The following is a 21,018-nucleotide window of genomic DNA, read 5'->3' as shown; positions in this document are numbered from 1 at the left end:
TCTCTGTGTCATGGCCGTTCGATGCCCAGCCGGTGCTTCCGGTTCCGCGCCGGCCTGCGTGCTCAGGCCGCCGTGTCGTAGGTGTAGTGCGGGATGTGGTCGAGCATGTCGGCCGGCGTCACGTCGTTCCACGGGCGCATGGTGTCATGCAGATCCACCACGTCGGCGGTGCCCGTGGCCGGGAGATAGGGCGAGTTCGGGTGGCGCGCCTGCCAGTCGGTCCACAGCTTGTCGATGTACGCGTGGTGCAGCCAGAACACCGGGTCGTTGGGCGAGACGCCGGTGGCCATCTGGCCGCCGACCCACACATGGACCCGGTTGTGCAGATTGACGCCGCGCCAGCCCTCCAGATGGTTGCGGAAGCCGTCCGACGCGCTGTTCCACGGCGCGGTGTCGTATGTGCTCATGGCGAGCACCGAGTCGACCTCGGCCCGGGTCGGCAGCTGCCGGCCGCCGGCGCCGAGGTCGCGGCGGAGGTAGCCGCGCCCGTCCACGCGTACGGTGATGGGCCATCTGCCCGCGTCCGACGCGAAGGGTCCGGTCATCACCTGGCCGTCTCTGCTCCGCCCGGTACCGCCAAGGAAGTCGGCCGCCCAGAGCGAGGACGCGGCGGTGCGGTCGGCGGCCCAGTCCCAGTACGGCAGCGCCACGGACGCGTCCACGGACTGGAGTGCCTGCTCGAACTGTATGAGGAATCTGCGGTGCCACGGCAGGAACGACGGCGAACGGTGGCCGACCCGCTCACCGTTGTCCGTGTCGCTCATGATGAAGGCGTTGTGCGTGGTGACGAACGTGTCGTAGCGGCCGCTGCGCTTGAGCTCCAGCAGGGCGTCGACGAAGCGCTTCTTCTCGGTGGCGGTGAGGTTCGCCTGGTTCTTGCGTACGGTCATGGCTGGCGCTCCGGGTTCAGGCGAGGGCGAGAGGGACGAGTGCGGCGCCCTGAAGCTCGGCGACGGCGGCGCGGGCCACGGCGAGCGGGGTGGCGAAGGTCTCGTAGTGGTTGACAACGCTGATCCAGGTGCCATCGGCGTTGCGCATCACATGCAGCTCCTTGCCGTCGATGTGTACCTGGTAGCCGCTGCCGTGGTCGTGGTGTCCGCCGTGGTGGGAGGGTGCTCCCTGTATGCGGCGGCCCTGGTAGACCTCGTCAAAGGCGGCTCGTTCCGCGGCTGCAGCCCGAGGCGCGGGGGTGGCGGAAGGGCCGGCGGCGCTGGCCACGCCGGCGACGGCGAGTCCGGCGAGGGCTCCGGCGGAGGCGCCTAGCGCACGTCGGCGGGTGATTCTGGACATGGGTATTCCCCCAGGTGTGGCGGTGTTCGATGAACGGTCCGAAGGTCGGGCGGACCGCTGCGGCCATGCCTACAGGGAGCGGCGCGTTGCCAAGAAGTGGTTGGCCGCGATGCGGACATGTCGGCACACGTAGTGGAGAGTTGAACAAAGTTGATCTTGCGGCGCAGCGCGGCGTGCGGGGCGTTCGGCACAAATCTTGCACCTGATGTGCCCATCGTGTGAATAATTTCCGGTGAAGGGCGGAGAGTTGTGCGCGTCCTCACACGTGAAACATGTCCGGAACATATGCGCGCGCTCGGTCTCGCCGAGGGCTTCGTCATGTCGGTACGGGCTGGAATGTCGCTGTGACAGGTGGGCAGGTGCCGGTCCGGATCACGGTGACGTGGTGGTGCCGGCCCGGCAGGTTCGGCCTTCGACGTGGGCCAGGCCCAGTCGCATCGCTGGAGAGGTTCGTCGCCGCCGAGGAGAGGGAGAAGTCCGTGGCGGCGTCCGGGCCGAAGAACGTCGACCGCTCCCCGCGCACCGTGAGGAAGCCGTCCGCCGGGGTGCGGACACCTGGTCGGCGGCCTGCGCCCAGCCGGTGTCGAAGCCGAGGCGCGCGTAGACCTTCGCCACGATGTGCGGAACGCCGTACTCCGTGTACCGGATGACGGCGGAAAGACCGCCACCGGACGGATGCCGCGTTTCCGCGGTCCCGGAAGCGGCGGCCGGAGGCAGTGTCGCCGACACGGTGAACAGGGCGAGACCGGCAACCCCGAGCAGCCTCAGACGGTTACGCGAAGTCAAGGTCTCTTCCTCCCCGCGGTGCGGGTGGCAGAGGCGGTTGACGGACCGCCCGGACAGCCACGCGCCACTCAGCCGGGGAGCCCCGGGAGCTGTCAACCGTCCGGTCGGTATCCCACCTCTTGACCCCCGGGCCCGCGCCGCACAGGATCACGCCATGACAGGTGTACGCAGCAGCACAGTCGACGGCGTCCTCACCCGCAGCGCCCGGCGCACCCCCGGACGGACCGCCGTACGGTACGCCCGCCGGGCCTGGACCTACCGCTCCCTGGACGCCGCCGTCTCCACGGCCGCCGCCGTTCTCACCGAGGAGCACGCTCTCGCCCCCGGCGACCGGGTGGCCGCCTACGCGCACAATTCCGACGCCTATCTGATCGGCTTCCTCGCCTGCGCACGGGCCGGGTTCGTCCACGTACCGGTCAACCAGAACCTCACCGGCGACGACCTGACCTACCTCCTCGACCAGTCCGGCTCCTCACTGGTCCTGACCGACCCGGATCTCGCCGGGCGGCTCCCCGCCGGACTCCCGGTGCGCGCACTGCGCGACGCGCCCGGTTCGCTGCTCGACGCCGTGGAGACCGAAAGGCCGTTCACCCCGCAGCGCCCGCCCGCCGCCGAGGACCTGGTGCAGCTGCTGTACACCTCCGGCACCACCGCCCTGCCCAAGGGCGCGATGATGACGCACGGGGCCCTGGTCCACGCGTACGTCAGCGCGATCACCGCGCTCGGCCTCGCCGCGTCCGACCGGCCCGTGCACTCCCTGCCGCTCTACCACTCGGCCCAGATGCATGTCTTCCTGCTGCCCAATCTGGCGGTCGGGGCGGAGAACACCATCCTGGACGCGCCGGACGCCGCCTCGATCTTCGACCTCGTCGAAGCGGGCCTGGCCGACAGCCTGTTCGCCCCGCCCACCGTCTGGATCGGCCTCGCCAACCACCCGGAGTTCGCCACCCGCGACCTCGGCGGACTGCGGAAGGCGTTCTACGGGGCCTCGATCATGCCCGTGCCCGTCCTGGAGCGGCTGCGCGCACGCCTCCCGCACCTGGCCTTCCACAACTGCTTCGGCCAGAGCGAGATCGGGCCGCTGGCCACCGTGCTGGGCCCCGACGAGCACGAGGGCAGGATGGAGTCCTGCGGCCGGCCGGTCCTCTTCGTGGAGGCCCGCGTCGTCGACGAGAAGGGCGAGGACGTCCCCGACGGCACTCCCGGCGAGGTCGTCTACCGCTCGCCCCAACTGTGCTCCGGCTACTGGGACAAGCCCGAGGAGACCGCGGCGGCCTTCCGCGACGGCTGGTTCCACTCCGGCGATCTCGCGGTCCGCGACGCCGAGGGCTTCCTCACCGTCGTCGACCGGGTCAAGGACGTCATCAACTCCGGCGGTGTCCTCATCGCCTCCCGTCAGGTCGAGGACGCCCTCTACACCCACCCCGCCGTCGCCGAGACCGCCGTCATCGGCCTCCCCGACGACCGCTGGATCGAGGCCGTCACCGCCGTCGTCGTCCTGCGCGGCGAGGCGAACGTGGCCGAGAGCGAACTCATCGACCACGCCCGCGAGAAACTCACCGCCTTCAAAGCGCCCAAGCGCATCGTGTTCGTGGACGCACTCCCGCGCAACGCCAGCGGGAAGATCCTCAAGCGGCGGCTGCGGGACGAGCTGGCCTGACCCGGTCGCCCACTCGGTGCGCAGCGCCGTGGCCGTCCGGGCCCCGGCGGCCCGGCCGGCGGGCAGGAGCGCACCGACGACGGCGATGAGCAGGCCGCCCGGTGCCGGCGGGAGCAACGCGGCGGCCCGGCAGACACCGATGACGCAACCGAGAAGCCGGCTGAACAGCTGGACCGGCGCGGCCACGATCGGCGACCTCCGGACACGGCGCACCGGGCGAGGGCGGCGCAGCGGGCGGTGACCAGGGACCGGTGGGCGAGACGCGCAGCGGGAGCCTCGCCGTGCCCGGCCCTCTCTGTCGAGACCTCCCGGCAGCGGTCCGCACCGGGGGGACCGGGCGTTGCGCGGTGGGAACGGCGCGCGGCCGACCTGCCCGGGGGCCGTGCTCAGCGTGTGCCGGGCTCCCGCAGATCCACGATCCGCCGGATCTTGCCCACCGAGCGTTCCAGCGACTCCGGGTCCACGATCTCGACCCCCACCGACACCCCGACGCCGTCCTTCACCGCCGCCGCGATGGCCAGCGCGGCCTTCTCCCGGTCGTCCGCCGTGGCGTCCGCCCGCGCCTCCGCCCGGACGGTGAGCGCGTCGAGCCGCCCCTGCCGGGTCAGCCGCAGCTGGAAGTGCGGGGCGACGGACGGCGTACGCAGCACGATCTCCTCGATCTGGGTGGGGAAGAGATTGACCCCGCGCAGGATCACCATGTCGTCACTGCGTCCGGTGACCTTCTCCATCCGGCGGAACGTCCGCGCCGTCCCCGGCAGCAGCCGCGTCAGGTCCCGGGTGCGGTAGCGGATGACCGGCATCGCCTCCTTGGTCAGCGAGGTGAAGACCAGCTCCCCCTCCTCGCCGTCCGGCAGTACCGCACCGGTGAACGGATCCACGACCTCCGGATAGAAGTGGTCCTCCCAGATGTGCAGCCCGTCCTTCGTCTCCACACACTCCTGCGCGACCCCCGGGCCCATCACCTCGGAGAGCCCGTATATGTCGACCGCGTCGATGGCGAACCGGTCCTCGATCTCCCGGCGCATCCCCTCGGTCCACGGCTCCGCGCCGAAGATCCCGACCTTCAGGGAGGTCGACCGCGGATCGACGCCCTGCCGCTCGAACTCGTCCAGCAACGTCAGCATGTACGACGGAGTGATCATGATGATCTCGGGCCGGAAGTCCTGGATCAGCTGCACCTGGCGTGCGGTCATGCCTCCGGAGGCCGGGATCACCGTGCAGCCGAGCCGCTCCGCCCCGTAGTGCGCCCCGAGCCCGCCGGTGAACAGCCCGTATCCGTACGCCACATGGACCTTGTGGCCGGGCCGCCCGCCCGCCGCCCGGATCGAACGGGCCACCACGTCCGCCCAGGTGTCCAGGTCCCGTTCGGTGTACCCGACGACCGTCGGGCGTCCGGTGGTGCCGCTGGAGGCGTGGATCCTGCGCACCTCGTGCTCCGGCACGGCGAACATCCCGAAGGGGTAGTTGTCCCGCAGATCCGCCTTCGCGGTGAACGGGAACCGGGCCAGATCGGCGAGCGTACGGCAGTCGTCGGGCACCAGCCCCGCGCGGTCGAAGGCCGTCCGGTAGAAGGGGACGTTGTCGTACGCGTGCCGCAGCGTGGACCGGAGCCGCTCCAGTTGCAGGGCCTCCAGTTCGCCCCGGCCGAGCCGTTCCGCCGCGTCCAGCATGACCGTCATGAGGACCCTTCCTCTCCCGAAGCGGGCGACCGATCATTCGGTCGATCTTGCTGGGAGCAGTAATTCAGGAGGCCGGGGGCGGTGGCAAGAGGGGCGCACGCATCGCTCCGAATCAGCTCCCCGCGAAGTCCGGTGCGCCCGTTCACGGGTTCCTGTTTGGATGAGGGGTATGCCGATCTTCTCCGCGTACGACACGACCCCGCTCGCCCACCACCTGGTGGGGGAGGGGGAGCCGCTGATCTGTCTGCCCGGCGGGCCGATGCGGGCGAGCGCGTATCTCGGGGACCTCGGAGGGCTCGCGGAGCGGCGACAGCTCGTCCTGCTGGACCTGCGCGGCACCGGCGGCTCCGGCGTGCCCGATGACCCCTCGACGTACCGCTGCGACCGCCTCGTCGACGACGTGGAGGCACTGCGCGAGCACCTGGGCCTGGACCGGATCGACGTGCTGGCCCACTCCGCGGGCGCGGACCTGGCCCTGCTGTACGCGGCCCGCCACCCGGAGCGGCTGCGCACCCTGACCCTCGTCACGCCCAGCACCCGGGCCGTGGGTATCGAGGTGAGCGACCAGGACCTGCGCGAGGCCGCCGAGCTGCGGTCCGAGGAGCCCTGGTACCCCGAGGCCAGGGCCGCCCAGGAGGCGCTGCTCGCCGGCGGCCCGTTCGCCGAGCTGTGGCCCGCCGTCCGGCCCCTCACCTACGGCCGCTGGGACGAGAGGGCCCGCGCGCACGCGGAAGCCTCCGCCGGGCAGACCAACCACGAGGCCCGCGGCCACTACGCCGGGGACGGCGCCTTCGACCCCGCCGCCACGGCCGCCGCCCTGCGCGAACTGGCCGTGCCGGTACTCGTCCTCGCCGGGGAGTACGACGGTCACCCGAGCCCGGACCGGGCCACCGAGCTCGCCGCGCTCTTCCCGGGCGCCGAGTTCGTCGTCCAGCGCGGCGCGGGGCACTTCCCGTGGCTGGACGACCCCGGTGCCTTCGCCCGTACGGTGGCGGCCTTCCTCGACCCGGAGGTCCTCAATGTGCAGGCGGGCGGGGTCCGGCTGGCCTACCGGGTGTGGGGCGAGGAGGCAGCTCCACCCGTCGTCCTCCTGCACGGCCGGGCAGGCTCCGGCGAGACCTGGACCCGGATCGCGGAGGACCTGGCCGCCGACCACCGGGTGTACGCCCCCGACTTCCGGGGGCACGGGCTGAGCGACTGGCCCGGCCGCTATTCCTTCGAGATGTTCCGCGACGACCTGCACGCCTTCCTGGAGGCCCGCAACCTGGCCGGTGTGACCGTGGTCGGACACTCCATGGGCGGGGTGGCCGCCTACCTCCTGGCCCAGCGGGAACCGGGCCTGATCGGGCGGCTGATCATCGAGGACGCGCCGCCCCTGATCCCGCTCGACCCGCCCCGGCCGGCCTCCGTCCGCCCGGAGGGCACCCTCGACTTCGACTGGCCCGTCGTCCCCGACATCGACGCCCAGCTCAACGACCCCGACCCGGCCGTCCGCGAGCGGTTCCCGGAGATCACCGCGCCCACCCTCGTCATCGGCGGCGGCCTCACCAGCCATATCGACCAGGGCCAACTCGCCCGGATGGCCGGGGCCATGGCGGACGCCGAGCTGGTCACCATCGATGCGGGGCACCTGATCCACATGGACCGGCCGCAGGAGTTCCTCGCGACGATCCGGTCGTTCGGACTCGCCTGACCCCGAGCCTCCGGCACGGACGTCTACGGTCCGGCCGACGTGCCCCGGTTTGAAGGCTGAGCGGGCCCGCCGTTCGGCGTGCCCGCCCTGCCCCCTGCACCGCTGCACACGATCGCGGCCCGGTGCGGCGTCGGCGTGCCCGACCACTTCAACCAGGTGTTCCGGGCCGCCCACGGCAGGCCCCGGCGACTGCCGTGACGTCGAGCTCCGGGAGGCAGCGGAGCAGGCGAGCCGGTCACGCTCCCGGACCTCGACCGCATTCGCGGCCGGCCCTCCCGCTTCCCGCACGGGTGCGAAGGCGTGGGGCGCACGGAGCACCCAGTGGCGCCGGGACCCCTGCACCCGCCGGCCCGCGGATCGCTTCCCGCCCTGCCCTTGGCGATCGGCGACAGGGCGTTGACGGCCGGCGCCCGATCCCGAACGGGCGGCCCTCAGCTCCGCGCGGCCCCCGCCGCCACCGCTTTGGCCCACCGGTAGTCCGCCTTGCCGCTCGGCGAGCGCTGGATCCGGTCGGCGAGCACCAGCGCGCGGGGGACCTTGTAGCCGGCGAGCCGCGCCCGGCAGTGTGCCTGCACCGCCTCCAGGGTCAACGCCGCCGCTCCCTCCCGAAGCTGGACCACGGCGGCGACGCGGCTTCCCCAGCGCTCGTCGGGGATCCCCGCGACGAGCGCGTCGTACACGTCCGGATGGGACTTGAGCGCCTGCTCGACCTCCTCCGGATACACCTTCTCGCCCCCGGTGTTGATGCACTGGGAGCCCCGGCCGAGCACGGTGACGATGCCGTCCGCGTCCACGGTCGCCATGTCGCCCAGCAGCACCCACCGCTCCTCCCCCCTGCGGAAGAAGGTGTCGGCGGTCTTGGCCGGGTCGTTGTAGTAGCCGAGCGGGACATGCCCGCGCTGGGCGATGCGGCCCGGCTCACCGGGGGCCACCGGCTCGTACGTCACCGGATCGACCACCTTCGTACGGGCGTTGACCCGCACCCGGAAGCCCTTCTCCGGTCCCGAGTCGGCGGTGGCCGTGCCGTTGAAACCGGACTCCGAGGAGCCGAAGTTGTTCAGCAGCATCACCGTCGGCACCAGCGCCTGGAATTCCGCCCGTACCGAGTCGGACATGATCGCCCCGGAGCTGGAGACGGAGAACAGCGACGAGCAGTCCGTCCCGCGCAGCGGCCCCTTCAGGCAGTCGATCAGCGGGCGCAGCATCGCGTCGCCCACCAGCGACACGCTGGTGACCTTCTCCTTCTCGATGGTCCGCAGCACCTCGTCCGGCACGAACTTGCGGTGCACGACGACGCGTTGCCCGAAGTTGAAGCCGATGAACGCGGTCAGCGTGGAGGTCCCGTGCATCAGCGGCGGGGTGGGGAAGAAGGTGATCCCGTCGCCGCCGGCGGCGACCCGCTCCGCCAGCTCCTGCGGGGCCTCCACCGGCTCGCCGGTCGGTGCTCCGCCGCCCAGGCCCGAGAAGAACAGGTCCTCCTGACGCCACATCACTCCCTTCGGCATGCCGGTGGTGCCGCCGGTGTAGATGATGAACTGGTCGTCGGCGGAACGGGGTGCGAAGCCCCGCAGGGGCGACCCGGAGGCCTCGGCCTCGGTGAAGGGAACGGTCACGAGGCCTTCGGGCGCGGCGGCGGGCCCCACCCGGACCAGATGGCGCAGGCCCGTGGCCTGCGGGGCGGCGGCCGCGACCCGCTCGTCGAACTCGCCGTCGAAGACCAGCGCCGCCAGGTCGGCGTCCCGGTAGAGGTAGACCAATTCCTCTTCCACGTAACGGTAGTTGACGTTGACCGGCACGATCCGGGCCTTGAGGGCCCCCAGGACCGTCTGGAGGTATTCGACCCCGTTGCAGAGGTGCAGTCCCAGGTGTTCGCCCGGCCGGATCCCCGCGTCGGCCAGGTGGTGGGCGATCCGGTTGGCGGCGGCGTCCAGCTCCGCGTAGGTGAGCCGCCGCTCCGCGCCCGTACCGGGATGGTCGACGTACAGGAGCGCCTCGCGGTCGGGCACCGCGTCGACGACCGATTCGAACAGGTCGGCAAGGTTGTACTCCACCGTTCCTCCTGACCCCGGGTGACTGGCGACTCGGCCGTCATTAGAGCGCCGGGCGGCACAAGTGGGAAGGGGTGACGCCGAAACAATCTGACGATCTGTCAGAAAACTATTGAACTGCGTCCCCTCCTCCTGCAACCTGTTCCAGGTCTGGAGAACAGGAGTCGGTCATGGGCGGTACGGAACACCTCACCGTGCGGCGCGAAGGCGCCACGCTGGTGCTCACCTTGAACAGACCACAGGCCAGGAACGCGCTCTCGCTGCCGATGCTCGTCGGCCTGTACGACGGCTGGCTCGCGGCCGATGCGGACGACACGGTCCGCTCCGTCGTCCTGACCGGCGCGGGCGGCGCGTTCTGCGCCGGCATGGACCTCAAGGCCCTCGCGGGCGGCGGAATGGAGGGAGAGGATTACCGGGAGCGGATGACGGCCGACCCGGACCTCCACTGGAAGGCGATGCTGCGCCACCACCGCCCGCGCAAACCGGTGATCGCCGCTGTGGAAGGCCCCTGTGTCGCGGGCGGCACCGAGATCCTCCAGGGCACCGACATCCGCATCGCCGGAGCGGGCGCCACCTTCGGGCTCTTCGAGGTCCGCCGGGGCCTCTTCCCGATCGGCGGCTCCACCGTCCGGCTGCCCCGTCAGATCCCCCGCACCCACGCCCTCGAAATGCTCCTCACCGGCCGCCCGTACGCCGCCGAAGAGGCCGCCGCCATCGGACTCATAGGCAGGGTCGTCCCCGACGGAACGGCGCTGGAGGAGGCCCTCGCCGTCGCCGAGCGGGTCAACGCCTGCGGGCCGCTCGCCGTCGAGGCCGTCAAGGCCTCGGTCTACGAGGGCGCCGAGCTGACCGAGAGCGAGGCCCTGGCCGCCGAACTCAAGCGCGGCTGGCCCGTGTTCGCCACCGAGGACGCCAAGGAGGGTGCGCGCGCCTTCGCCGAGAAGCGCCCGCCCGTCTACCGGCGCGCCTGAGCGCTGAGCCCACAGCTCCTGAGCCCGTAGCTCTCAGCTCTCAGCCCTGAACCAAGGAGGCAGCAGCCATGCCCGACATCCTCAGCGCTCCGCTGGTGGTCGAATTCCCCTTCACCCGCTCACTCGGACCCGTCCAGAGTGCCTTCCTCACCGGACTGCGCGAGCGCACCGTCCTCGGCGTCCGCACGGAGGGCGGCACCGTGCTCGTGCCGCCCGTCGAGTACGACCCCGTCACCGCGAACGAGATCCGCCACCTCGTCGAGGTCGCCCCCACCGGCACCGTCACCACCTGGGCCTGGAACCCGGCGCCGCGCCGCGGCCAGCCGCTGGACACCCCCTTCGCCTGGGTGCTCGTCCGCCTCGACGGAGCCGGCACCGCGCTCCTGCACGCCCTCGACGCGCCCGGCCCGGAGGCCGTGCACACCGGGATGCGCGTCCGGATCCGCTGGGCCGCGACGCGCACCGGCGCCATCACCGACATCGCCTGCTTCGAACCGTACGACGGAGAGCCCGGCCCGACCGAACCCGCGCCGCACACCGGGGAGTTCGCCGATCCCGTCATCGGCATCGTCACCCCGGCCCGCCTCGACTACGTCCACACCCCCGGGCGTGCCCAGAGCGCCTACCTCACCGCTCTCGAAGGACACCGCACGGTCGGCGAACGCTGCCCCGCCTGCCGCAAGGTCTACGTCCCGCCGCGCGGAGCCTGCCCCACCTGCGGGGTCGCCACCGCCGAACAGGTCGAGGTCGGCCCGCGCGGCACCGTCACCACGTTCTGCATCGTCAACATCAAAGCCGCTCATACGGCGAATCTCGACATCGAAGTCCCGTACGTCTACGCCCACATCGCCCTCGACGGCGCGGACCTCGCCCTGCACGGACGCATCGCCGGAATCCCGTACGACCAGGTGCGCATGGGGCTGCGCGTCGAGCCGGTGTGGACCGAAGGCGCCCGCCACCCCGACCACTACCGCCCCACCGGGGAGCCCGACGCCGACTACGACACGTACAAGGAGCTGGTGTAGATGCGGGACGTGGCCATCATCGCCTTCGCCCAGACCACGCACCGGCGGCGCACCGACGAACTCTCCGAGGTCGACCTGCTGATGCCCGTCCTCCACGAGGTCCTGGGCGCGACCGGCCTCAAGGCGAACGAGATCGGGTTCACCTGCTCCGGCTCCGCCGACTACCTCGCGGGCCGGGCCTTCTCCTTCACCATGGCGTTCGACGGCGTCGGCGCCCATCCGCCCATCTCCGAGTCCCACGTCGAGATGGACGGGGCCTGGGCGCTGTACGAGGCCTGGGTGAAGATCCAGACCGGCGGGGCGGACACCGCACTCGTCTACGCCTACGGCAAGTCCTCGCCCGGCCGGGTCCGCGACGTCCTCACCCGCCAGCTCGACCCCTACTACCTCGCCCCGCTCTGGCCGGACTCCGTCGCCCTCGCCGCCCTCCAGGCACAGGCCCTCATCGACGCGGGCGTCACCGACGAACCCGCCCTCGCCGAGGTCGCCGCCCGCAACCGCACCGCCGCCACCGGCAACCCGCACGCCCAGCTCACCGGCGAGGTCCCCGCCGGCGACTACCTCGTGCGGCCGCTGCGTACCGGAGACTGCCCGCCCATCGGCGACGGGGCCGCCGCCGTGGTCCTCGCCGCCGGGGACACCGCCCGCGCCCTGTGCGCGCGGCCCGCCTGGATCCGGGGCATCGACCACCGTATCGAGGCGCACGGCCTCGGCGTCCGCGACCTGACCGACTCACCCTCCGCGCGGCTCGCCGCGAGGCGCGCCGGAGCCTTCGAACGGCCGGTGGACACCGCCGAGTTGCACGCCCCGTTCACCTCCCAGGAGGTCGTCCTGCGCAAGGCCATCGGGCTCGGTGACGACGTCCGCGTCAACCCCTCCGGCGGGGCGCTCGCAGCCAACCCCATGATGGCCGCCGGACTGATCCGGCTCGGCGAGGCCGCCGCCCGCATCCACCGCGGCGAGTCCGACCGGGCGCTCGCGCACGCCACCTCCGGCCCCTGCCTGCAGCAGAACCTGGTCGCCGTCCTGGAAGGGGAGAGCGCTCATGTCTGAGGAGCCCGTCGCCGTCGTCGGCATCGGCCAGACCAAACACGTCGCCGCCCGGCGTGACGTGTCCATCGCCGGACTGGTCCGCGAGGCCGCCGTCCGGGCCCTGGAGGACGCCGGGCTGACCTGGAGCGACATCGACGCCGTCGTGATCGGCAAGGCACCCGACTTCTTCGAGGGCGTCATGATGCCGGAGCTCTACCTCGCCGACGCGCTGGGCGCCGTCGGCAAACCCATGCTCCGCGTCCACACCGCGGGCTCGGTCGGCGGCTCCACCGCCCTGGTCGCCGCCAACCTCGTCGCCGCCCGCGTGCACCGCACCGTCCTCACCCTCGCCTTCGAAAAACAGTCCGAGTCCAACGCCATGTGGGGGCTCTCCCTGCCCGTCCCCTTCCAGCAGCCGCTGCTGGCCGGTGCGGGCGGCTTCTTCGCCCCGCACGTGCGCGCGTACATGCGGCGCACCGGGGCGCCCGACGAGGTCGGATCGCTGGTCGCGTACAAGGACCGCCGCAACGCGCTGAAGAACCCCTACGCGCATCTCCACGACCACGACATCACCCTGGAGAAGGTCCGGGCCGCCCCCATGCTCTGGGACCCGATCCGCTACTCCGAGACCTGCCCCTCCTCCGACGGGGCCTGCGCCATGATCCTCACCGACCGGGACGGCGCGGCCCGCTCGCCCCACCCGCCCGCCTGGGTGCACGGCGGGGCGATGCGCAGCGAACCGACCCTGTTCGCGGGCAAGGACTTCGTCTCCCCGCAGGCCGGCAAGGACTGCGCCGCCGACGTCTACCGGCAGGCCCGGATCACCGACCCGCGCCGGGAGATCGACGCCGTCGAGATGTACGTGCCGTTCTCCTGGTACGAGCCGATGTGGCTGGAGAACCTCGGCTTCGCCGAGGAGGGCGAGGGCTGGAAACTCACCGAGGCGGGCGTCACCGAACTCGACGGAGACCTCCCCGTCAACCCCTCGGGCGGTGTGCTGTCCGCCAACCCCATCGGCGCGTCCGGCATGATCCGCTTCGCCGAGGCGGCCCTCCAGGTGCGCGGGAGAGCCGGGGAGCACCAGATCGACGGGGCCACCAGGGCGCTCGGCCACGCCTATGGCGGAGGGGCGCAGTTCTTCGCCATGTGGCTCGTGGGAGCGGAGCCCCCGCCCGGCTGAGGGGGGCGCGGCGGGCCCGGTCCCGCGGGCCCCGGGCCGGGCTCCGCAACGTGAGCCGGGACACGTAACATGGCAGCATGTCCTTCCTCCGCCGCCGTAGCGCCGCAACACCCGCGGGCCCGGACTTCGACGTCCTGGCCATGGACCCCGGGGACTGGCCCGGCAACCTCGGCGCCGGTCTGCTCCCCGCCCCCGACGGCAGCTGCCAGGGCGTCTTCCTCCGTTACGACCTGTACGGCGGCCGGGGCCCGGCGATGATCATCGGCAACCTCCCGGAAGGCTCGCCCGCCCGCGAGACCGAGGAGGGGCAGGTCCCCTTCGAGGTGGCCCAGCTGCTCCTCGCCCTGGAGAACGACGAGCCGATCGAGGTCGTCAGCGCCGAGGACGTCCCCGTCATGCAGGGCGACAATCTGCTGATCGTCCGCCGCGTCAAGCTCTCCGAGAGCCGTATCGCCTGCGTCCAGTTCGACCGCAGCGACGGCGTCCTCGTGACCATCGCCAGCTGGGACCGGCCGATCACCGACGACCTCTACACCCTGCTCAAGCCCCTGCCCGCGGAGCTGTTCCAGCAAGGCTGAAACGTATCTCCATAGGCCGCCCGCATATGCCGGGCGGCCTTCTTTCATGCCCGGGTGACTCCTGCGGGGCTGATTCCGCCCTGAACGCGACCGGAAACGCGCGTTGACACCGATAGCAGGGGACCGACTACGGTGAGAAAATGTAACGACCGTTCAATGTGTAACGGTCGTTCAAATATGCCTTGCTCCGTCCGGAGGTCCCTCCCCATGGCCAACCCTTATGGCGCCCTCTTCAAGACGCCGGGCTCCGTCGCGTTCTCCGCCGCCGGCTTCGTCGCCCGTATGCCCCTCTCGATGGCCGGCATCGGGATCATCACGATGCTGTCCCAGATGCGGGGGGAGTACGGCCTGGCAGGAGCCGTCTCCGCCACCTTCACCCTGTCCATGGCTCTCTGCGGCCCCCAGATCTCCCGCGTGGTCGACCGCCGGGGTCAGAGCAAGGTGCTCCTGCCCGCCACCGGCCTCAGCGTCATCGCCATGGGCGTGCTGCTCCTCTGCGCCCGCTACGACGCTCCCGTCTGGACGCTGTTCGCCGCCGCCGTGGTGGCCGGGACGATGCCCAACATGGCCGCGATGGTCCGCGCCCGGTGGACCCACGTCTACCGCGGCTCCGACCGGCTGCACACCGCCTACTCGCTGGAATCGGTCGTCGACGAGCTCACCTTCGTGGTGGGACCCGCGCTCTCGGTCGCGCTGAGCACAGCGTTCTTCCCGGAGGCCGGACCCCTGGTGGCGGCAGCGCTGCTCACCCTCGGCGTCCTCCTGTTCGTCCCGCAGCGGCGCACCGAACCGCCGGTGGTCCAGCCGGTCGCCGACGGCGTCCCGAGCGTCTCGGCGCTGCGTGGCGGACCACTCGTCCTGCTGGCACTCACCCTTGTCGCGGGCGGCACGATCGTCGGCACCGTGGACGTGGTCAGCGTCGCGTTCGCCGAGGAGCAGGGGTCCCCGGTCGGCGCGGGCATCGTGCTCTCCGTCTACGCGGTCGGCTCGGCCGGTGCCGGGCTGGTCTTCGGCACCCTCAGGCTCACCACACCGCTGCCCCGGCTGCTCCTCCTGAGCACGGCCGGCACCGCCCTGACGACGCTGCCGCTGCTGCTCGTCGGCAACATCGCCACGCTCTCGGCCGCCGTCTTCTTCTCCGGTATCTTCTTCGCGCCTACCATGATCGTGGTGATGGGGCTGGTGGAGAAGACGGTGCCGCCCGCCGTCCTCACCGAGGGAATGACCTGGGCGATCACCGGCCTCGGTGTCGGGGTCGCGCTCGGCGCCTCGGTGTCGGGCATTATGGTCGACCGCTTCGGCCCCTCCGGCGGCTTCGCCGTCGCCATCGCCGCGGGCGGCGCGACGGTTCTGCTGGCGCTGATCGCCCAGCGGCCCCTCGACCGTGGTCTGCGGGAGCGCGCCGAGGCGCCCGCAGACCAGCCGGCCGATGAGGGACACGCGAAGTCCGCCCTGTAGCCGCCGGGCCCGGCAGCCGCGGGAAAGGGGACGGCCCGCCGTTCCTGTCCCGCTTCGACCCCGCGCCCGGAGGGCACGATGCACACACCGCAGACCGACGGACGCCTGCTCAAGGGGGAGCTCCGGCGGCAGGAACTCATCGAGGCCACCCTCCGGGTGGTGGCCCGCGAGGGCGTCGCCGGCGTCAGCCACCGGGCGGTGGCGCGCGAGGCCAACCAGCCCGCCACCGCCGCCGCCTACTACTTCAGGAGCATCGACGACCTGCTCACCGCCGCGCTCACCGTCTGTATGGACCAGGACGCCGAACGGATGCGGCTGCTGGCGGAAAGGGCCGACGGCAGCCCCGAGGGCATCACCGCACTGGCGGAGCTGCTGGAGAAGGTCGTCGGGAGGCCCGGCCGCCTGCTCGCGGAGTACGAGCTGTACCTGCTCGCCGCCCGCCGCCCGGAGCTGCGCGGTCCCACCCGGCACTGGCTGGAGGCCATCGCCGCGTACGCCCACCGCTACACCGACAGTCCGGTCCGGGTGCAGGTCTTCAAGGGCGTCATCGACGGCCTGCTTCTCCAGGGGCTGCTGACCGACACACCGCCGACTGCGGCCGAGTTCGAGACGGTGCTCCGGCACGTACTGCTCTGATCCCCCGGGCCGGGCCGGGCCGGTTCCGTCGCCGGTCGCGGCCCGCCGTGCGTTCCTCCGTACGGCGGGCCGCTTGCCCGGGAACTACGCCGGGCTGCCCGCCAGTTGGGCCATCATCCGGGTCACCTGCGCCGCCGACGTGCCAAGCCCCGTGGGGCCGCTCAGATGCCAGGGGGTGTCGTGGCCCTGCCGCAGGTCCTCCTCGCGGTAACGGCGGCAGCCCCGGTGCCAGATCAGGATTCCCGCGATCCAGTGCTTGAGCTCCTGCACATAGCCCGCCAGGATCTCCCGCGCCTCGGCGTCCAGGCCGAAGTCGTCGTACAGCACCGGGAGTTCGACCTCGGCGACGTGCAGGAACTGCCGCAGCCTCGAGTTCATCAGGTCGTGCACGATCGCCACGCCCGTCGGATAGTCGACGCAGAAGAAGTTCTGCACGACCAGGACACCGTTGTGCACCTCTCCCTCGTACTCGATCTCCTTCTGGTACGAGAAGAGGTCGTTCATCAGACACGCGTAGTCCGCCGCCGCGTTCTCCAGGGAACGCATCGGACCGCTGCGGTAGACCTCGTCGGGAACCTTCCTGCCGTGCCCGAGCCGGCACAGGCTCATCGTCAGGTCCGAACCGAACGTCGCCCGCCGCATCTCCACATAGTCCACCGGATCGGGGATACGGTTCTGCGCCTGGTTCGCCAGCTCCCACAGCCAGCTCTCGGTCATCGACTCGATCGCGGTCCGGAAGGTGCGCCGCCCGCCCTCGTCCATCGGAGCGGCCGTCCTGCGCCACAGATCGCCCAGACTCCGCTCCAGGGCGTTCACCGGCTCCGGCGTCCCCTCGTCGTCCAGCGGCATGAACAGCGACAGCCGCTCGTTGGCCAGGCGCGCGCCCGCCAGGTCCCGGGCCCGCCCGTGCACGACCGGGAACCAGTCGTCCCCGTACGTCCCCCAGGCCAGCCACGCCGAGGAAAGGTCCAGCTCCTCCGGGGTCGCGTCCGGATGCAGGCCCGCCGCGCACAGCGGCAGGTCGATCGCGATGATCCGCCGCTCGTCCCAGATGTGCGAACCCGGCACGCCCGGCTGGGCCTCCAGGATGCCCATCCGCCGCGCCCAGTCGACGACCCGGACCCGGGCCCCCTCCAGATGCGGGCTCAGCGTCGTCCCGAACGGCAGGTCGAAGTCCGGCAGCAGCGAGGGCCCCACGTGCTGATACGGCACATGGCTGTGACTGCGGGCCCTGGCGGTCTCCGAGCGGAGCGTGAACCGGATGGAGGCGGCGGACATGCCGAAGCCGGCCACGGCCTCGCCCGCGCCGCCGCCGTTCATGTAGCGGCTGGAGCGCATGTGCCATTCGTGGCCGCCGGACTGCCAGTCCTGGAGCCCCTTGACGTACGCCAGCACGGCGGCGGTCTGCGTCGGGTCCAGGCCCTTCTCGGCGCAGAGCGGGCCGAGCTCGGTCAGCGCGGTGTTCTCGAACTGCTGGAGCCGTGAGGTCAGCAGGTCGTTGACGGCCTCGGCGGCCTCCTGCGTGGAGCAGTCGAGGAACTTCTCCAGCACCAGCACGCCGTTGCTGTTCTCCCCCTCGTCCTCCACCTCGCGCTGGTAGGAGAAGAGGTCGTTACGCAGGTGCACCCCGTCGGAGAAGGCGTCCCGCAGCACCCGCAGCGGGCGGGCGTCGGCGACCGCCGCGGGCACCTCGGCGTTCGCCGCGTACTCCACCAGACCGGCGGACCAGGGCGCACCGCCCACCTTGCGGCGCATCTCGATGTACTCGACGGGGTTCGCGATGCGGCCCTCGTGGATGTTGGCGAGCTCCCACAGGGACTCGTTGAGGAGGTTCTCCGTCGCCTCCGCGAACCGGACCCGCCAGGCGTCCGTCATCGCCGGGACCGTACGGGCCCAGAGATCGGCGAGCCCCGCCTCGACGGGGTTCGTAGGCTCCGGTGTCGCGGCGCCCCGCTCCATCGGCATGAAGGCGGGAAGCCGGTCCAGATACCGCTTGCCGCCCTCCCGGTCGGGCGTGCGCTTGAACAGCTCCAGGAAGTGGTCGTCGAAGAAGAAGACCCACACGTACCAGTCGGTGACCAGGGAGAGCGCCTCGGCCGAGCAGTCGGGGTGGGTGTAGGCGCACAGGAGGGCGTAGTCGTGCGCCTCCAGGTCCTTCTCCTCCCAGATGCCGGACCCCTCCAGCATCCCCATGGAGCGGGCCCACGCCCGGGTGTGCGTGCGTGCCGCCTCCACATGAGGGTTGAGCCGCGCCGGATACGGAACATAGAAGTCCGGCAGAGAGAAGGGCTGTGCCATGTGCGTCAGGCCTTTCCAGAAGCCTCCGCGCGCGGACACGCGCGGACCGGTGGTGTCTGCGCAGCACTACCCTTCGGCCATACGGAGCACGCACGACGACGATTAGTCACATAATCGCAGCGTGGCCTGTGCGTGCTCGGAAGTCGGTCGCTCAGTAGGCGGAGTCGACGTTGTCGATCGAGCCGTACCGGTCCGCGGCGTAGTTCGCGGCGGCGGTGATGTTGGCGACCGGGTCGGTGAGCTTCTTCGGGGTGCCCTTGACGTGGTAGGCGTCGAAGGTGGGCTGGATCACCTGGAGGAGACCCTTGGAGGGAATGCCGTTCTGCGCGTTGATGTCCCAGTCGTTGACCGCGTTCGGGTTGCCGCTGGACTCGCGCATGATGTTGCGGTGCAGCCCCTCGTAGGAGCCGGGGATGTTCTTCTTCTTCATGATCTCGAGCGACTCGCGGATCCAGCCGTCGAGGTTGTTCGCGAACTTCTTGGGAGTGACGGCCTTGCGCTCGGTGGAGCGGTTGGCGGCCTGCTTCTCGGACCGCTCCTCGGCGGCGTCCTTCTCCGCGGAAGCCTTGCGGTCGGCGACGGCCTTCTTCGCGGCGGCTTCCTTGGCGGCGTTCTCCTGAGCGGCCTTCTTGGCCGCCGCGTCCTTCGCCGTGGGGATGCCCGCGGCGGCGACCGGCTCCACGGAGACGGAGGAGCGGGCCTGGGGGGTCTGCGCCTCGCTCGGGCCACCGGTGGCGGTTATGGCGGTGACCGAACCGGCCGCGACGAGCACAGCGGTGGCGATCTTGTGCGAGCGGGTGATGCGCAGGGTGGAGATGCGGGGCATGCGTGAGCTCTTCCTATGGGGGACGGGCTTCGCGGCCTTCGCGCCGCGTCGGCAGGCACCGGGTCGTCCGGGCCGCGGTCGCCGGTGGGCGATCGACGCGGGCTCGTCATCGGTGCTTGCCGGGATCCATGGTTAGCGCTGACCGACATAGGAATCAATGACCGCCTTTACTACTCTTCATCGTGAGATGCCAATTTATGAGCCATATGGGCTGTTCGTTACGCCGGACGAGAGGGCTCGCGCCTACTACCGGAGGTCGTAGGTGACGTGGGTCTCGTGGCGGGCCTCACCCGCCGGGGACCCCGGGACAGCGCGGGGTCAACACCCGGTCACGGGGAGGCAGGGCCCGGAAGGGCGGTTCGAGACCCACCGCACGGGGCCCCGGAACGCGGAACAGCGCGCTGCGGGACCGATGCGTGGGCATCGGTCCCGCAGCGCGCTTCTTCTTCACTGCGGTCCGGTCACTGCGGTTCTTCACTGTGGTTCTCGGCAGGCGGGCCGCTCGCCCGCGCCGTCGTTCGGTCTCGGCGCGTGTTCGGTCTCAGCGTGTGCCGACCGCGGCCCGCACCGCCCGCCGCGCCATGGCGCAGTCGTCGTGCAGCCTCCGCAGCAGCAGTCGCTGCTCCTCGCCCGAGGAGAGCGCACCGGGACGGTCCGCTCCCGCACCCACCGGGGGCGCCTCCCGCATGGTGCGCTGCACCGCCGTCTCGTAATTGCGGATCTCGCGCGTCAGCACCAGCATCAGGTTCACCAGGAACGCGTCCCGCGCGGCCGGGCCCCTGGCCTGGGCCAGCTGACTGATCTGGCGTCGCGCCACCGGCGCGTCACCCAGCACCGTCCACAGCGTCGCCAGGTCGTACCCCGGGAGATACCAGCCGGCGTGCTCCCAGTCGACGAGCACCGGTCCGGTCGGCGACAGCAGGATGTTGGAGAGCAGCGCGTCCCCGTGGCAGAACTGCCCCATGCCCTGCCGGCCGCCCGCGTGCGCCAGGCCGTGCAGCAGCTTCTGCAGGTCACCGAGGTCACGGTCGGTGAACAGGCCGAGCTCGTGATAGCGCGCGATCCGCGAGGCGTAGTCGAGCGGCGCCTCGAACAGTCCGGGCGGCGGGCGCCAGGCGTTCACCCGGGCGATCGCGCCCAGCGCGGCGCGGATGTCGGCCCTCGGCGGGGCCTCCGCCGGATGCCGGGTGAGCGCGGCGACCCGGCCGGGCATCCGCTCGATCACCAGGGTGCAGTTCTCCGGGTCCGCCGCGATCAGCCGGGGCGCCCGAACCGGGGGGCGGTGCCGGACGAACGCGCGGTACGCCGCTATTTCGTGCCGGAACCGCTCGGTCCACGCCGGCGAGTGGTCCAGTAAGCACTTCGCGACGGCGGTGGCCCGTCCGGTCGTTCCGACGATCAGGACCGAGCGGCCGCTGCGGCGCAGCACCTGGACCGGATTGAACTCGGGGCAGATGCGCTGCACGGAGACGATGGCCATCCGCACCTGCGCGCCCTGCGGCCCGGACAGGTCGATTCTTCCGCTGAGTTGTCCGGCGCCCGGTCCCGGGGCCCGTCGGGCCCGGCCCGGACCCTGCGCCGGTGCGCCGGCGTGAGGAGCGAGATAGGGCCCGCCGCCCGCGCCCATCGGGCGGAGCGGACGGGGCGGGGCGGACACGGAGGACGATGCTGTGTACATGAGCGAGACAGATCCCTTCGTGCGCCGACAAGGTACGTACGCCAACCCGGCCGACGGCCGTTCGGCACCCTGGGGAGTACCTAGGGCTGCCGGGCGGGGTGGCGCTTTCCTACCTGACACCGGAGCGCGGGTGGCAGACCATCTGGCGGACCCTGGCGAACCCTGGCGAATAGTCAC

At 71.5% G+C, this 21,018-nt stretch carries 16 protein-coding genes and 1 pseudogene; 9 read left to right on the top strand and 8 right to left on the bottom strand.

Going from position 1 to position 21,018, the window contains the following annotated elements:
• Positions 1–62 precede the first annotated feature (62 nt).
• The 3 genes and pseudogenes from ACGF2Y_RS23915 to ACGF2Y_RS23905 form a co-directional block, all read right to left on the bottom strand.
• Positions 63–890: a tyrosinase family protein gene (locus ACGF2Y_RS23915; protein WP_392950913.1), complete on the bottom strand. Its 828-nt coding sequence runs from the start codon at positions 888–890 to the stop codon at positions 63–65.
• Positions 891–906: 16 nt separating this feature from the next.
• Positions 907–1,290 carry a tyrosinase cofactor gene (locus tag ACGF2Y_RS23910; RefSeq protein ID WP_392950910.1) on the bottom strand — a complete coding sequence of 128 codons (384 nt, stop codon included), beginning with the start codon at positions 1,288–1,290 and terminating at the stop codon, positions 907–909.
• A 415-nt stretch (positions 1,291–1,705) separates the two neighbouring features.
• Positions 1,706–2,076, bottom strand: a pseudogene (locus ACGF2Y_RS23905) (penicillin acylase family protein); the annotation flags it as partial.
• A 154-nt stretch (positions 2,077–2,230) separates the two neighbouring features.
• On the opposite strand from ACGF2Y_RS23905, the gene ACGF2Y_RS23900 reads away from it, so the two are divergent.
• Complete coding sequence (locus ACGF2Y_RS23900; RefSeq protein ID WP_392950907.1) at positions 2,231–3,736, top strand: acyl-CoA synthetase; 1,506 nt, start codon at positions 2,231–2,233, stop codon at positions 3,734–3,736.
• 386 nt (positions 3,737–4,122) lie between these two features.
• Here ACGF2Y_RS23900 and paaK read toward each other — a convergent pair whose 3' ends face one another.
• Positions 4,123–5,418, bottom strand: a complete 1,296-nt coding sequence (paaK, locus tag ACGF2Y_RS23895; protein WP_392950904.1) for a phenylacetate--CoA ligase PaaK — start codon at positions 5,416–5,418, stop codon at positions 4,123–4,125.
• A gap of 169 nt (positions 5,419–5,587) precedes the next feature.
• Here paaK and ACGF2Y_RS23890 point away from each other — a divergent pair, with 169 nt between their 5' ends.
• Positions 5,588–7,111, top strand: a complete 1,524-nt coding sequence (locus ACGF2Y_RS23890) for an alpha/beta fold hydrolase (protein ID WP_392950901.1) — start codon at positions 5,588–5,590, stop codon at positions 7,109–7,111.
• Positions 7,112–7,542: 431 nt separating this feature from the next.
• Here the strand turns inward: ACGF2Y_RS23890 and ACGF2Y_RS23885 are convergent, their stop codons facing one another.
• Complete coding sequence (locus tag ACGF2Y_RS23885) at positions 7,543–9,162, bottom strand: acyl-CoA synthetase (protein ID WP_392950898.1); 1,620 nt, start codon at positions 9,160–9,162, stop codon at positions 7,543–7,545.
• Positions 9,163–9,329: 167 nt separating this feature from the next.
• Between ACGF2Y_RS23885 and ACGF2Y_RS23880 the strand changes: the two genes are divergently transcribed.
• From ACGF2Y_RS23880 to ACGF2Y_RS23850, 7 genes are all read left to right on the top strand, one after another.
• Positions 9,330–10,130 (top strand): crotonase/enoyl-CoA hydratase family protein, encoded by an 801-nt coding sequence (locus tag ACGF2Y_RS23880; protein WP_392950895.1) that lies wholly within the window; start codon positions 9,330–9,332, stop codon positions 10,128–10,130.
• 68 nt (positions 10,131–10,198) lie between these two features.
• Positions 10,199–11,155: a Zn-ribbon domain-containing OB-fold protein gene (locus ACGF2Y_RS23875; protein WP_392950892.1), complete on the top strand. Its 957-nt coding sequence runs from the start codon at positions 10,199–10,201 to the stop codon at positions 11,153–11,155.
• Positions 11,156–12,208, top strand: coding sequence for a thiolase domain-containing protein (locus ACGF2Y_RS23870; RefSeq protein ID WP_392950890.1), 1,053 nt, complete (start codon positions 11,156–11,158; stop codon positions 12,206–12,208).
• Entirely contained in the window at positions 12,201–13,367 is a 1,167-nt protein-coding gene (locus tag ACGF2Y_RS23865) for a thiolase domain-containing protein (protein WP_392950888.1), read from the top strand. The genes ACGF2Y_RS23870 and ACGF2Y_RS23865 overlap by 8 nt, the downstream gene beginning before the upstream one ends.
• 77 nt (positions 13,368–13,444) lie before the next feature.
• A complete protein-coding gene (locus ACGF2Y_RS23860; RefSeq protein ID WP_392950886.1) occupies positions 13,445–13,945 on the top strand; it encodes a hypothetical protein in 501 nt (166 codons plus the stop codon).
• Between the two features lie 207 nt (positions 13,946–14,152).
• Positions 14,153–15,403 (top strand): MFS transporter, encoded by a 1,251-nt coding sequence (locus tag ACGF2Y_RS23855; RefSeq protein WP_392950884.1) that lies wholly within the window; start codon positions 14,153–14,155, stop codon positions 15,401–15,403.
• 78 nt (positions 15,404–15,481) lie between these two features.
• Positions 15,482–16,039, top strand: coding sequence for a TetR/AcrR family transcriptional regulator (locus ACGF2Y_RS23850; protein ID WP_392950882.1), 558 nt, complete (start codon positions 15,482–15,484; stop codon positions 16,037–16,039).
• 84 nt (positions 16,040–16,123) lie between these two features.
• Here the strand turns inward: ACGF2Y_RS23850 and ACGF2Y_RS23845 are convergent, their stop codons facing one another.
• From ACGF2Y_RS23845 to ACGF2Y_RS23835, 3 genes are all read right to left on the bottom strand, one after another.
• Complete coding sequence (locus ACGF2Y_RS23845; protein ID WP_392950879.1) at positions 16,124–18,337, bottom strand: germacradienol/geosmin synthase; 2,214 nt, start codon at positions 18,335–18,337, stop codon at positions 16,124–16,126.
• A 151-nt stretch (positions 18,338–18,488) separates the two neighbouring features.
• Positions 18,489–19,163, bottom strand: coding sequence for a transglycosylase SLT domain-containing protein (locus ACGF2Y_RS23840; protein ID WP_392950876.1), 675 nt, complete (start codon positions 19,161–19,163; stop codon positions 18,489–18,491).
• A 541-nt stretch (positions 19,164–19,704) separates the two neighbouring features.
• Entirely contained in the window at positions 19,705–20,841 is a 1,137-nt protein-coding gene (locus tag ACGF2Y_RS23835; protein WP_392950873.1) for an aminoglycoside phosphotransferase family protein, read from the bottom strand.
• Between the last annotated feature and the right edge of the window lie 177 nt (positions 20,842–21,018).

It is taken from the genome of Streptomyces sp. NPDC048142 (assembly GCF_043202835.1).
GTDB lineage: Bacteria > Actinomycetota > Actinomycetes > Streptomycetales > Streptomycetaceae > Streptomyces.
The sequence above is the reverse complement of the archived record's forward strand: the minus strand, read 5'-3'. Positions and strand labels throughout refer to the sequence as shown.